The organism is Pseudoalteromonas sp. MTN2-4 (assembly GCF_042848605.1).
Taxonomy (GTDB): Bacteria; Pseudomonadota; Gammaproteobacteria; order Enterobacterales; family Alteromonadaceae; genus Pseudoalteromonas.
Map to the genome: position 1 here is coordinate 330,571 of NZ_BTGK01000001.1, position 13,150 is coordinate 343,720.

General features: G+C 42.7%; 13 protein-coding genes. 6 read left to right on the forward strand and 7 right to left on the reverse strand.

Annotated features, from left to right (window positions below; translation table 11 throughout):
- Positions 1-87: 87 nt before the first annotated feature.
- Positions 88-1,314, reverse strand: coding sequence for an amidohydrolase family protein (locus ACGHEH_RS01520; protein WP_390442378.1), 1,227 nt, complete (start codon positions 1,312-1,314; stop codon positions 88-90).
- Between the two features lie 494 nt (positions 1,315-1,808).
- Here ACGHEH_RS01520 and ACGHEH_RS01525 point away from each other — a divergent pair, with 494 nt between their 5' ends.
- Positions 1,809-4,025 (forward strand): TonB-dependent receptor, encoded by a 2,217-nt coding sequence (locus ACGHEH_RS01525; RefSeq protein WP_390441202.1) that lies wholly within the window; start codon positions 1,809-1,811, stop codon positions 4,023-4,025.
- A gap of 256 nt (positions 4,026-4,281) precedes the next feature.
- Here ACGHEH_RS01525 and ACGHEH_RS01530 read toward each other — a convergent pair whose 3' ends face one another.
- From ACGHEH_RS01530 to ACGHEH_RS01550, 5 genes are all read right to left on the reverse strand, one after another.
- Entirely contained in the window at positions 4,282-5,286 is a 1,005-nt protein-coding gene (locus tag ACGHEH_RS01530; protein ID WP_390441205.1) for an acyltransferase family protein, read from the reverse strand.
- A gap of 70 nt (positions 5,287-5,356) precedes the next feature.
- Positions 5,357-6,565 (reverse strand): low temperature requirement protein A, encoded by a 1,209-nt coding sequence (locus ACGHEH_RS01535; RefSeq protein ID WP_390441207.1) that lies wholly within the window; start codon positions 6,563-6,565, stop codon positions 5,357-5,359.
- Positions 6,566-6,684: 119 nt separating this feature from the next.
- Positions 6,685-6,900 (reverse strand): HD-GYP domain-containing protein, encoded by a 216-nt coding sequence (locus ACGHEH_RS01540; protein WP_390441209.1) that lies wholly within the window; start codon positions 6,898-6,900, stop codon positions 6,685-6,687.
- Positions 6,854-6,955, reverse strand: a complete 102-nt coding sequence (locus tag ACGHEH_RS01545; protein WP_390441211.1) for a hypothetical protein — start codon at positions 6,953-6,955, stop codon at positions 6,854-6,856. Before ACGHEH_RS01545 ends, ACGHEH_RS01540 begins: the two co-directional genes overlap by 47 nt.
- The gene (locus ACGHEH_RS01550; RefSeq protein ID WP_390441214.1) at positions 6,952-7,410 is read right to left on the reverse strand and encodes an HD-GYP domain-containing protein; all 459 of its coding nucleotides are present in this window, start codon (positions 7,408-7,410) and stop codon (positions 6,952-6,954) included. The genes ACGHEH_RS01545 and ACGHEH_RS01550 overlap by 4 nt, the downstream gene beginning before the upstream one ends.
- A gap of 5 nt (positions 7,411-7,415) precedes the next feature.
- On the opposite strand from ACGHEH_RS01550, the gene ACGHEH_RS01555 reads away from it, so the two are divergent.
- Positions 7,416-7,583, forward strand: a complete 168-nt coding sequence (locus tag ACGHEH_RS01555; RefSeq protein ID WP_390441217.1) for a hypothetical protein — start codon at positions 7,416-7,418, stop codon at positions 7,581-7,583.
- A 32-nt stretch (positions 7,584-7,615) separates the two neighbouring features.
- Here the strand turns inward: ACGHEH_RS01555 and ACGHEH_RS01560 are convergent, their stop codons facing one another.
- Complete coding sequence (locus ACGHEH_RS01560; RefSeq protein ID WP_390441219.1) at positions 7,616-8,056, reverse strand: Lrp/AsnC family transcriptional regulator; 441 nt, start codon at positions 8,054-8,056, stop codon at positions 7,616-7,618.
- A 376-nt stretch (positions 8,057-8,432) separates the two neighbouring features.
- Between ACGHEH_RS01560 and ACGHEH_RS01565 the strand changes: the two genes are divergently transcribed.
- The 4 genes from ACGHEH_RS01565 (at position 8,433) to ltaE (ending at position 13,124) form a co-directional block, all read left to right on the forward strand.
- Positions 8,433-9,554, forward strand: a complete 1,122-nt coding sequence (locus tag ACGHEH_RS01565) for an ornithine cyclodeaminase (protein WP_390441221.1) — start codon at positions 8,433-8,435, stop codon at positions 9,552-9,554.
- Between the two features lie 38 nt (positions 9,555-9,592).
- A complete protein-coding gene (gene ctlX / locus ACGHEH_RS01570; protein ID WP_390441223.1) occupies positions 9,593-10,513 on the forward strand; it encodes a citrulline utilization hydrolase CtlX in 921 nt (306 codons plus the stop codon).
- A gap of 50 nt (positions 10,514-10,563) precedes the next feature.
- The gene (locus ACGHEH_RS01575; RefSeq protein ID WP_390441226.1) at positions 10,564-11,970 is read left to right on the forward strand and encodes an alanine/glycine:cation symporter family protein; all 1,407 of its coding nucleotides are present in this window, start codon (positions 10,564-10,566) and stop codon (positions 11,968-11,970) included.
- 146 nt (positions 11,971-12,116) lie between these two features.
- Positions 12,117-13,124 (forward strand): low-specificity L-threonine aldolase, encoded by a 1,008-nt coding sequence (gene ltaE / locus ACGHEH_RS01580; protein ID WP_390442381.1) that lies wholly within the window; start codon positions 12,117-12,119, stop codon positions 13,122-13,124.
- Positions 13,125-13,150: the final 26 nt, after the last annotated feature.

The window sequence follows — 13,150 nt, forward strand, 5'->3', positions numbered from 1 at the left end:
CAAGCAAAGGGTTGAGATCAGTAAAGTTTTTAATAAAATAATAAGCGCTTCAGTTTATTAAAAAGAATGAAGCGCTCAATGAATGATTTAGCGGTTATCGACTTCTATTTCGCCATCTTTCACTACCAAGCTGACTTGCTCCATAACAGAGATATTCTCTAAAGGATTACCCTTAACCGCGATAAAGTCCGCGTACTTACCAACGTCTAAAGAACCTAGTTTTTGCTCTTGTTTTAATAAAGTTGCTGGTGTGATGGTCGCCGCTTGTATGGCTTGAAGCTCGGTCATACCAAACTTCACCATACGACTGAACTGTTTGCCGTTGTCGCCATGAGGGTAAACGCCCGCATCTGAGCCAAACACCATTTTTACGCCCGCTTTAACAGCTTTGCCAAAACTTGCTCTCTGTCTTGCACCTACAACACGCTCTTTGTTAAGGCTTTCTTCTAAAATGCCAGCTTTTTCGCCTTCGCCTAAAATATACTCGGTGTTGTAAATATCCATTGAGAAATAAGTGCCATGCTTGTTTGCAAGCTTGATGGCTTCATCATCTAAAAAGCTCACGTGCTCTACCGAGTCTACGCCCGCTTTGATTGCTGATTTTATACCTTCAGTACCATGGGCATGAGCGGCAACGGTTAAACCACGTAAATGTGCCTCTGAAACAATGGCATCCATCTCTTCTTGAGTATATTGCTGAGCACCCACTTTAGTGCCTTTTGAAAGTACCCCACCGGTCGCACAATACTTAATTACATCGGCACCAAATTTAATGTTTTCACGTACTTTAGCACGCACCGCCCAAGGACCATCAGCAACCCCTTTAGCTGTTACAGCATGTTCATGGGTCAATAGGTTGTTATCACAATGACCACCTGTTACCCCCAGTGACGGGCCTGAGGCAAAAATACGAGGTCCTGGCACATCACCATCATAAATTGCTTGTTTTAACGCAATATCTGAATAACCCACAGCACCTAAGTTACGCACAGAAGTAAAGCCAGCCTCTAAAGTACGTTTTGCATTACGAACCCCCGTAATTGCAGCACGTTGCGAAGTGCGTTGTAAGCGTTTATAACCATGAACTTGAGCATCACTGGTTAAATGCACGTGCATATCGAATAACCCCGGTAATAACGTATGTCCCGGTAATTCAATGACTTTATAATCACCCGATACTTTTGAATGACCGCGTTTAATTTCAGAGATTTTATTGTCATCAACCACAAGCGTAACAGGCTTTATAAGCTTGCCAGTTTTAACATCGAGTGCCGCATCGGCATGAATAATTAAGTCTTCCGCTAAAGCTGACATGCTCGCTGTGACAGCGAATATGCTCAGCACAATTGAGGTGAGTTTCATGAGGAGCCCTTGTTGTTTTAAGTGTTTTTTTTGTTTTCACAAAACCTATTAATTCATAAAGTGTTTGTTAATGCGAGCTTTTGCGACTTTTATAAAACCATTAACTCATATTAATAAAAGGTACATAAATTTCTAATTTAGCGACAAAATCAGCTTAATTATTTAACCAAACACCCACTTTTGAGATTAAAATCTAATTTATTATTGCAGAATTATTACACTTTCCCCTATAATGCCCGCCCAACCGAATAGCAGTATGATGCTGACCTTCATTTTATAAAAACCACTTGTCATGGAAGCGATCGCCCCTTTAAGGTGATGGCGTTTTTGTGCGCGTGTGTTTTATAAATTAAAATCTCATTTCTCTGCTATTCCACTAGGTTGGCGAGTCACCTCGCAAGAAACCAACACACGAGATTTAAAACACAGTTTCTTGAGGAATAAATATGAGCACCCCTGTACGCAATTTATCTCCTATCGCTGCGGCGATGGCCTTTGCACTGAGCAGCTTCTCATCAACTTCGGTAATGGCTGACGAAGCTAAAGCTGAAGACAAAAAAATCGAAGCAATTACAGTAACAGCAACAAAACGTTCGCAAGTTATTTATGAAGTGCCAATTGCGATGAGTGCATTCTCAGGTGATGACCTTGATTCACAAGGTATTTCTGACATCACTGATGTAGGCAAGTTTGTTCCTAACTTAAATATCACAGGCTTCTCAGCAGGCCACAACTCATCTGCGAACCCGTTCATCCGTGGTATTGGTCTGCAAGATCACCTTATCACTACAGATCCAGGCGTGAGTGTTTACGTTGACGGGGTGTACTTAGGTCGCCAAGTAGGTCAAAACTGGAACCTAGCAAACATCGAGCGTATCGAAGTATTACGTGGTCCTCAGGGCACTCTTTACGGTCGTAACTCAATCGGTGGTGCAATCAACATCATCACTAAACAGCCAGATCAAGCTGCAGTTACTAAAGTAAGTGCTGAAGTGGGTACTCGTGGTCGCTTAAAAGGCAGCATTTTCACTAACCAAGCTGTGACTGAAGACTTAGCGTTTAACTTCAACATGGGCTTTAACCGTCGCGGTGGTTTAGGTGAGTTCATCAACTTACCAAATGCTGAATACGATGTCGGTGAAAACCAAGAATTCCATGGTCGTCTATCTGTAAAATACAATGCAAGCGAAGACTTACGTTTCGTATTCACAGCTGATGCAAACGATGGTGAAGGCGGTACACGTCCATTCACAACATTAATTGACGAACTACCAAACGGTCGTTTAGCGCAAAGCGGTTTAACAAACGCAGACGTTGCAGCTGATCCATATGACAATGCAACCAGCACAATCGAAACTGCTACCGTTTCAAACAAAGCAAACGGCATTTCTTTAACGGCTGAATACGACATCAACGCTGACCTAGGTACTAAGTTCATCTTCTCTAAGCGTTCATCAGAATACAAAGCGGGTCTTGATGACGATGGCACAGCAGTAAAACTAGACCACTACCCAGAGCGTGGTACAGCTGATCAAACCTCTGTTGAACTACAACTAACAGGTTACCTAGGCTCTGCAGACTTCGTAACGGGTGTTTACTGGTTTAATGAAGAAGGTAGCAACCGTCAAAGCGACACTGAAGCACAGTTCAATGGCGGCCCAACAAAACTTGAGCTCGACCAAGAAACGACAAGCCGCGCTGTATTCGTAAACGTGGGTTACGATGCAACTGACGACTTACGTCTATCTGGCGGTGTGCGTTACACAGAAGATGAAAAGTCAGCTTCAACAAACGTATTTGACCCAGTAGGTACAATTCACTCGAGCCGTGAATGGGACGAAGTGTCTTATGAAGTCGCTGCAAACTACACATTCGAAAACGGTCTAAACTGGTACGGTACAGTACAAACTGGTTACCAATCAGGTCAGTACCCTGCGCGTCCATACTTCTTAATCGGTCAATTCTTCGGTGCAGGTGGTTTTGATAACCCTGAAGCTGCTGCAATTGTTCGTGCAAACAACGCATTTATGGCGAGTGATAACATCAGTGCTATCAACTACGAAACAGGTTTCAAAGGCCAGTTAACAGATGATTTCAGCATGAGTGTGGCATTCTTCAACACCGAGTATGACGACCTACCTTACCAAGTAAACACGTCAACAGAGACAGGTTTTGATACCAACAACCTGATAGTTGAGCAAACGTCTCGCGGTGTTGAATTTGAAAGCACGTATTACGTAACTGACAACTTCACGCTTCACTCAAGCTTTGGCTTTATGGACGTAGACGTTGAAGAGCAAAATGGCGTGAAGCCAGTTGCACCACTTACACCAGAGTGGACAGCTTCACTTAGCCCGTCATACACGTTTGAACTTGAAAACAACGCGACAGTAACAAGCCGCTTTGACGTATCTTTCCGTGACAGCATGTACGGTGAGCCAAGTTCAGATCCTCTGCGCATGACGCAAGTTGATAGCCGTACAACAGTAAACTTCGATATCTCTTACGCGCCTGAAAACGCAAACTGGGACGTATCACTATACGGTCGTAACATCTTTGATGAGCGTTATGATGATGCGCGCTTAAACACAGGTGATTACCTACTTGTGATTAAGAGCAATGATGCAAGTGAGTTTGGTGTACGCTACCGCGCAACATTCTAATTCGCAATTAAGCTAAGTCTATAACGGGGCCATGTGCCCCGTTTTGTTTTTTGAGCATTAAATACCGACCCTCAATAATACTCAATCATTTTGAGTGACTAAAACTGACGCTAGCTTCGTTGTAAATTTCTTATTTAGAACAACTAAATAGCAAGATTTTCGCCTTGCTATCGACAATTTTCCTTGCCTCAAAATAGATCGCTTAATTAAGAGGATTGGTATAAGTAATCCGACATAAAGTCGGTGCTAACGATAATTAGGGTTGTACTCTGCGCCTAATTAGTTTGGCAACAGGCCTTTCAAACAACTGATAGCTGAGCGTCGCCGCCAACACAGATAAACCAATAAATATCCATAATTGCATTAATACAGATACTTCTAACTTAACTACTTGCGTCAATATTGGCATATGCAGCAAGTATAAAGAGAACGAAATCTTGCCAAGAAAGTCGCCGAGTTTGTTTTCTAAAATCACATTTTTATCGGGCACTAAATACACCAGCGCAAAGAAAATAGCCGACATCATCAGCAACACTTCATAACTAAGCCACATACGATACACGCTATTAAATCGTACAGGGCTGAGTCCTGGATATAGCAATACAATGCCGCCGAGCATTAAAATAAAGCCATGGCTTTTTAAATAATCAGGAATATGGGCTTTGCCGTAATGTAAGCCAAATAGCACTCCCACTAAAAAGTACGGCAGACTTCTAAAAATATGCAGATCATAAGCAAGCTCAAATAATTGCCCAATTGGCCTTGGAAAGTTAGATAAAAATAGTCCGATTAAACAAGTGAAAACCAGTAAATGCACATAGCCAAAACGCCAACGCGCAATGCCCCAAAGCAGTACAAAAAGCAGATAAAAATGAATCTCAGGGGCAATAGTCCAAAGTACACTGTCGCCTTTTAAAAACAACAAATGTGAGAGCAAAGCACTGCTATCAGGAATGTCATATAAGCTTTTAAACCCTAGCTGTAGCGTGCCAAATGACACCAGCGCCACTAACAAATACAAAGGTGAAACCCGGGCAATGCGCGCTATTAAATAAGCTTTAATCTTGACCGTATTAAATGGTTTGTCGGCATACAAATACGCCATTAAAAACCCACTGAGCATAAAGAACAGCATTACGCCATACTGCCCTGCTCGCCCTCCTAAAATGCCACCCAACCAGTCGGTTTTATCACTAAAGTGAGTAATTAGAACAATGATGGCCGCAAGCGCGCGTATAGTGTTAAGTCTTCTGATCTGCAAACTAATATTCTTATTTTTATAAAGTTTCAGCTAAAAACCCTAACGAAATTAACAGCCTTTGTCATTTTTATTATTTGGCCTCAGACGCCTCTTCTTTTTGAAAAGTGAAATAAGCTCTTGTAACTGGGATGGCAATTTGTGAAAACAATGCACTGCCCCATAACAAATTACCAATTGAAGAAGGCACAAATGGCACAACAACCAAGGTGATCATTGCTAAAAACACGCCTAGAAATCGAATTTTAGCTGTCGCAAATCGATGTGCGACTCGATACTCAATATTCTTTTGTATCCAAAGTAAGCTGAGCAAATAAACAGCCAAGCCGATACACCCGATCGTAGCATACTTGAGTGGGTAAGGTTCCCAAAACCCGACTTTAACCTCTCCCGATAAGGCTACACCTATCATTACAGCCGCTAACATAACCAGTAAATGGGCCAACCACCAGCTTACGAGCGTCCACTTTTTTGTATTTTTAGGCTTACCATTGCCTACAAAATCAAAATATATCCAACACAAAACAAATACAGAGATCCCACCAAAAATGAAGTTAACTAAAACATCAGGACTTACTTTATAAATGCCTTTCTCAGATAAAGTGATCACCAACTTAAAAAAGCCTTCACCAAGTACAATTAAAACAAGTAACGCGAATCGCTCTGACATATGGCCGAGGCGAGGTAAAAAGCGACTGCATTCTAAAACACCTATTTTTGGTAACATGTACAAAAGTTGAATACTGATTATGCCAAAAGCAAATAAAAGGTAATTGTAAGGGGCAGGAATAAACGCACTAACTGCAAAAATAAGCGCCAAAGCCGCAAAGTTTTTACTGACTTTATTTGCCAATACAGTTTCTTCAACCCCCAACCTATCTGTTCGATAATATAAATAGGCAGTTATAAAGCGGTTCGCTGAGAAGGCAAGAGCAAAGTACATCCACCCTCTATCATGAATATGGGGAATAGAAGCCGCCATGACCATAGCGGTGACAATTTGGCTGCTCATAATAAAACGGTGTTTGATGTCGGTACTAACATAGAGAGAGTTGAAAACACTGGAGTCTGCCCAAGCAAACCATATTGCAATAAATACCCCAGTAAAAATTGTAAAACCAATGGGGTTTAAATGGTCACTCAAGTAATTACCGAGCAAGAATATAATGACCACATGGATTAAGTCATAAAATAATTCAATCCAATGAACATGATCATGTTGATGGTCACTGTCCATATGATGCTGTGGCGCTTTCCACATTGGGTGTTTGTCTAAAGCCATTTTTTATACCTGTTATTGCTTTAGACTAATTTTAGATTGGCTGTTTAATTTAACAACTAGTCTCTTTTTAGTAACCTAATCTTCTTTCAAGGTTATACCTACCAACAAAACCGGCAGCCCTAGTCGTAAATACCCGCAAAGGTTGGGTCTTGTTCGTAACACGCCATCAAGGCATCAACCACATAAGAGTCGAATACAGAACCGCGCCCCTCTTTAAGCACTTGAATAGCCGCTTGCGCTCCTCGAGCTTTGCGATACGGTCTATCATTTGCCATAGCATCAAAAGTATCAGCTACGGCAATAATTTTTGCTTCTAAGCAGATCTGATTTTTCAATTAGGCCTTGAGGATAACCGCTGCCATCAAGTCGTTCATGATGCTGACCAATCATTTCTTGAATTGACCAAGGAAGCGACACTCTTTAAATATTTCAAGTCCACTGGCCGGATGGGCTCTTAACAACGCAAGTTCTTCAGGCATTAATTTTAAAGGCTTGGTTAAGATCATTGTAGGAATATTTGATTTGCCGATATCATGAATTAACGCGCCAATGTACAAACCCATTTTTTGTTTCTCGGGCAAATCGAGTTTTGCTGCGATTTCTGAACAGATATATGCCACATGCTTTTGATGATCGGCGGTGTATGGATCTCGCATCTCTTGACTATGAGAAATTGCTTTAAGCATTTCGAGTAATACTTGATGAGAGCTGTATTTTGCGAACTCATCCTCTAACAGTTTTTCTCGTTTAACAATGTCACCCACTTTCTTGCAAACAATATCCCACAATGCTTCAACTTGCTTCCAAGCTGACCCTCGCAGGTAATGATCTGTCTCTGCTTTCAAACTTTATGGTGCAAGATGACCTAAGATCAGGGCGTTTAGTTGAGGTGCTCTCTAGTGCTTTGCAAACTCCTAATCCAAGAGAAGAAATCCATGCGGTGTATTATAAAAACTTCAGTGTCTCGGCACGTATAAACGCTTTTATTAACTTTTTCTCACCGAGGCTCACTCTATAATTAAACCGAGCTAAAATTAAACAAGGTTTAAATTAGACAGAGCTTAGCAAAATACTGGTTTCAGAATTCAGTACCCCATCAATGGCTCTCACTTCTCGAAGCACTAAATCAAATTCTTGTAGGTTCGAAGTCTGAATTTCAGCGATGAGATCCCACGCGCCATTGGTGGTGTGCATTTTTAACAGCTGCGGGATACCCCGTAACTTTTGAATAACTTGAGTCGTCGATTTGCCTACGACTTCGATCATCATCACCGCTTTAATGGCATCTGTTTCGATTTGCTCATGGGCGCGAATGGTGAAGCCTAAAATTGCGCCACTACTTACCAGCCTCTCTAAGCGGTTTTGTACTGTGCCCCGCGATACGCCGAGTATTTTTGCAAGTTTTGCCACAGGCGCTCTGGCGTCACTTTTTAAAATGGAGACCAGCTCTTTATCGATGGCATCAAATAGATAAGGTTTTCGATTATCCAAAATTACTCTCCATTACATTAGCCCTTTACTCAGCCGTTGAAATATCATTTTGCTTATAAAGAACCAGCAAAATGCCAAAAATTAATACAAAAAGCATAACATTTTGACATTTAGTTTAACTCAACTCATTTCTATTATTTGCTTAACCTGAGCTTTGGTTAAGAGATTTACATAAATATCGTTATTGAATTTATTCATTTTTTAATGTCTCCAGCCGGAGACTTTTAGGGATAGCAAGGCGGATTCACGCGTCAATAGCTGGCCTATTGCAAGTGAATTTAACGCAGTTAGCGCTGAAAGTAACCGCTGGAAATAGATTTATTAATCTGAGTTCAGGTTATTTTGTTAAAAGTAAGCAGCTCATTAGGTAGTAAAAATGCACACAGAAACCCCGTTCAAAACATACTTTAACGCTGAAAAAGCAGGCTTAGAGTCATTAAATATCAAGTCTTCAAACATCACTTTTGTGAGTGTCTCAGATATGTTGGTGCTGATTAATCAATATGGTGTAGAGCGGTTGATGCTTGGCATGGTCGAGTATCTTGAAGCAGATTTTAAACGTTGGCTTGATTTTGATAAGTCACCCCGTTTTGCGGCGCACTCTGCGGAGGGCGTAATCGAGCTAATGCCCGTTGCAGACCACCAGCAATTCAGCTTTAAATATGTGAACGGTCACCCAAAAAACACCAAAATCGGCCTACAAACCGTTACCGCATTTGGCGTTCTAAGCAATGTTGCCAGTGGTTACCCGCTGATGCTCAGCGAAATGACCATACTTACAGCACTTAGAACAGCTGCAACATCGGCCATGATGGCCAAATATCTTGCGCCAAAACACAGTAAAACGCTGGCGATGATTGGCTGTGGTGCACAATCTGAGTTTCAGGTACTCGCATTCAAAGCCATATTAGGCGTCACCCACGTACGCCTTTATGACATAAAGCCTAAAGCGAGCGAAAAGTGCTTAAGTAACTTAGAAAGTTATAGCAAAGAAAACGACCTCAATATTGAAATATGCCTCTCAGCCGAAGAGGTTATTAAAGGAGCTGACATCATCACTACCTGCACCGCGGATAAACGCAATGCCACCATTTTAACCAGTGACATGGTAGGTGAAGGCATTCACATCAATGCCATTGGCGGCGACTGTCGGGGTAAAACTGAACTCGATGCTGCCCTACTCAATCGCGCAGACGTTTTCGTCGAGTACGAACCACAAACGCGTATTGAAGGCGACATTCAGCAACTACCTAGCGACAGTAAAGTGACCGAGATGTACCAAGTTATTTTAGGTGAAAAATCAGGTCGTACCCATGACGCACAACTAACCATTTTCGACGGTGTTGGTTTTGCGCTTGAAGATTATTCGGCATTGCGATTTATTTTTGAGCTGGTAAAACAGAATAAAGAGGCGCAGCAGATTGAGTTATTAGCAAGCCCTGAAAACCCAAGAAACTTGTTTGGCTTAACGCAAACTTACAGCGCCCCAAGCGCATAGATGCTGAGTTATATAAAAATAAAAAATAAGAGACCACTATGAGTTTATTTCCCCAAGCACCTAATGCGGTGGTGATGATAAGACCGCATCATTTTAGCCCAAACGAGCAAACTGCAGGTGATAACAGCTTTCAGTCAAGTGGCGAGTTCGACCCTGCCGAGGTAAGTCATTTAGCCTATGAGCAAGTTACCAAAGCCGCTGAAACATTACGCGCTCATGGTATTAAGGTGCATATTTTTGAAGATGAAAGCAGCGAAACTCCAGATTCGGTATTCCCTAATAATTGGTTTTCGACCCATCTCGGTGGGCAAATAGCCATTTACCCTATGTACGCACCAAATAGACGCAAAGAGCGTCGCAGTGATGTCATCGAATTTTTAAAAGCCCATTATCGCGTACAAGATGTCATTGATTATTCAGGCCTTGAGTACGACAACCTGTTTTTAGAAGGTACGGGGGCTATGGTCTTAGATCACATTGAACGAGTCGCTTACGCCGCTCGCTCAAACCGCACCGACTCTCATGTGTTAGAGCGTTTTTGCTCGCACTTTAATTTTGAACCTATGGTGTTTGACGCTCAAGATAAGCACGGCAAAGCGGTCTACCATACCAATGTCTTGATGTGTATTGGTAGCGACTTTGTTATAGCTGGGTTTGAGATGATGACAGATACCAAACGCCGCGATGAAATCATTCGACGTTTTGAATTTGCTGGTAAAAAAGTGATCCATTTAACGAAAGCGCAAATAGGCGCATTTTGCGGTAATGCACTAGAGTTACACGCAGGTTCTAAACGTTTATTGGCATTGTCGAGCACCGCATTTTCAGCGCTCAGCCAATCGCAAAAAGCACTGCTTAAGCAAAGTGTGACACTCGTGCCACTCGATGTTTCGGCTATTGAACTGGCTGGTGGGTCAGTTCGCTGCATGTTAGCAGGCATACATCTGTCAAAACGCTAACACTGCTAAATTAATAGTCTTAATTGGTATAAAAAAGAGAGCATATAACAATGATAAATAGCGCAATTAGTACCATTAACAATCTACTGTGGGGCCAAGGCCAAATACTCATTTATTTGCTGTTATTTACAGGCTTCTGGTTTTCATTCAAGCTCAAGTTTGTGCAGTTTCGCCACTTTAGATACATGTTCAAAGTGATGAAAGACAGCACCCAAGGCGATAAATCTGGCATCAGCTCGTTTCAAGCTTTGTGCACCGGTTTATCGGCTCGGGTCGGCACAGGAAACTTGGCTGGCGTTGCTATTGCCATCTCATTAGGGGGCAGTGGCGCGGTATTTTGGATGTGGTTAATTGCGATATTAGGTATGGCGACTGGGTTCGCCGAAAGCGTACTCGGTCAGCTTTATAAAATTCGTGACGGCAACAATGAATTTCGTGGCGGCCCTGCCTACTATATTCGTAAAGGCCTAAATAAACCTTGGCTTGCGGTACTGTTCGCACTGTGTTTGTTTTTAGGCTACGGGGTGAGCTTTAGCGCCATGCAAGCTAACACCATTGCCGATGCGTTGAACAATACTTTTGCTATCGACCCAACTTATTCAGGGGCGGTGATTGCCGTTATCGCAGGTTTCATTGTGGTAGGCGGACTTCGCAGTATTGCCCGTTTTGCCGAGCTCATAGTGCCATTTATGGGGCTCGCATTTGTGGCCGTGGCGCTGGTAATTACTGCAATGAATATACAACACCTGCCAGCTATGTTTGCTGATATGTTCGCCTCAGCATTTGGTTTAACAGAAGCTGGCGCAGGCGCACTCGGCGCAGCCATTAAAAATGGTATTCAACGCGGGTTATATTCGAATGAAGCTGGCGCAGGTAGCGTGCCCCATGCAGCTGCAGGTGCGTCTCCTGTGCCAAACCACCCCGTTGCGCAAGGCTATGTGCAAATGCTTGGGGTATTTGTTGATACTATCGTTTTATGTAGCTGTACCGCCGTCGTCATTTTGCTGTCTGACATTACCATCAGCGGTGAAATGGAAGGCATTGGCATGACACAAAACGCCATGAGCAGTCACTTTGGCGAATTCGGTCATTATTTTGTTGCCGCGGCCATCACCCTATTTGCTTTCACTTCCGTGGTTGCAAACTACGCCTACGCAGAGAGTAACCTTCACTTGTTCAAACTCGACAATAAACTAGGTCGCGCAGCCTATACGGCCTTATATTTATTTATGGTGTTTTGGGGAGCAACTGCATCACTCAAAGAGGTATGGAGCATGGCCGACGCCGCCCTTGGTTTAATGACCTTAGTGAACGTTTACGCCATTGTGCTGCTAACCCCAACCATTGTTAGTATTACCAAAGACTATCAAAGCCAGTTAAAAGCCAATAAAACCCCAGAGTTCAGATTAGACAATGTTGAAATTCAGGGTAAGACAGAAAAAGGCGTGTGGGAATAGCACTCGAAAAAGCTCAAGCTTATGCTTATTTTTATACTGCGACAGAGTCAAAGATGGCTTTGTCGCTTTGCCATTGAATCTACAAAACCCTCCAGTTACACTCAAATCACCCACCGCTAATATAAGTAACTAGAATGACAACAAGAATAATCGACCTGCGCAGTGATACTGTCACCCAACCTTGTAAAGCCATGCGTGATGCAATGGCCAATGCCCCTGTTGGCGATGACGTGTTTGGTGATGATCCAACCGTGAATGCGCTGCAACAAAAAGCCGCAGAGCTAACCGGCCATGAAGCGGCGCTATTTGCCCCAAGTGGCACACAAAGCAACTTGCTTGCCCTACTCGCCCATTGTCAGCGCGGTGACGAATATATTGTTGGTCAAGACGCCCATACTTATAAATATGAAGGCGGTGGCGCGGCGGTATTGGGCAGTATTCAACCTCAGCCAATAGAGTTTGCAGCAAACGGCACCATTCCACTCGATATCGCGAAAAAGAAAATCAAACCTAACGACCATCACTTTGCACGCACTCGTTTGTTATCCATCGAAAACACGGTTGGCGGGCAAGCACTGCCTATGTCTTACCTCGATGATGTGCGCGCGTTTTGTAACAACACAGGACTTGGTTTACACCTTGATGGTGCTCGGGTATTCAACGCATCGGTGCATCACAATGTGCCTGTATCAGCAATTACGTCGCCGATGGATTCGGTTTCTATCTGTTTATCGAAAGGTTTAGGCACGCCGCTTGGCAGTATTTTATGTGGCCCGAAAGACTTTATTCTTGAAGCCCATAAGTGGCGCAAAATGCTCGGCGGTGGCATGCGCCAAGCAGGTATTGTAGCAGCTGCAGGTATATTCGCGTTAGACAACAACATTGAAAGACTGGTTGAAGATCATCAAAACGCCGAGTTTTTAGCCTCAGAACTAAATGAGCTCGATGAACTAACAGTCACAAAGCAATTCACCAATATGTTGTTTATTGAATATCAAGGCCCGCTTTTACCCATAGAGCTTACTGATAAGCTGTTAGAAAAAGGCATCAAAATTTGTGCAGGTGAGCAAATGCGTTTTGTATTGCATAAAGATGTGAGTAAGCAGGATTGTAAAAAAGTCATTAACACGTTTAAAAATATTCTCAATACTTAACCTGCCATACTCCTTAACAAAAATAT

What these genes read in the sequence shown, in the direction of transcription:
- ACGHEH_RS01520 (WP_390442378.1), bottom strand. Translation starts at nt 1,314, where the DNA reads ATGTCAGCTTTAGCGGAAGACTTAATTATTCATGCCGATGCGGCACTC.
- ACGHEH_RS01525 (WP_390441202.1), top strand. Translation starts at nt 1,809, where the DNA reads ATGAGCACCCCTGTACGCAATTTATCTCCTATCGCTGCGGCGATGGCC.
- ACGHEH_RS01535 (WP_390441207.1), bottom strand. Translation starts at nt 6,565, where the DNA reads ATGGCTTTAGACAAACACCCAATGTGGAAAGCGCCACAGCATCATATG.
- ACGHEH_RS01545 (WP_390441211.1), bottom strand. Translation starts at nt 6,955, where the DNA reads ATGATTGGTCAGCATCATGAACGACTTGATGGCAGCGGTTATCCTCAA.
- ACGHEH_RS01555 (WP_390441217.1), top strand. Translation starts at nt 7,416, where the DNA reads ATGGTGCAAGATGACCTAAGATCAGGGCGTTTAGTTGAGGTGCTCTCT.
- ACGHEH_RS01565 (WP_390441221.1), top strand. Translation starts at nt 8,433, where the DNA reads ATGCACACAGAAACCCCGTTCAAAACATACTTTAACGCTGAAAAAGCA.
- ctlX (WP_390441223.1), top strand. Translation starts at nt 9,593, where the DNA reads ATGAGTTTATTTCCCCAAGCACCTAATGCGGTGGTGATGATAAGACCG.
- ACGHEH_RS01575 (WP_390441226.1), top strand. Translation starts at nt 10,564, where the DNA reads ATGATAAATAGCGCAATTAGTACCATTAACAATCTACTGTGGGGCCAA.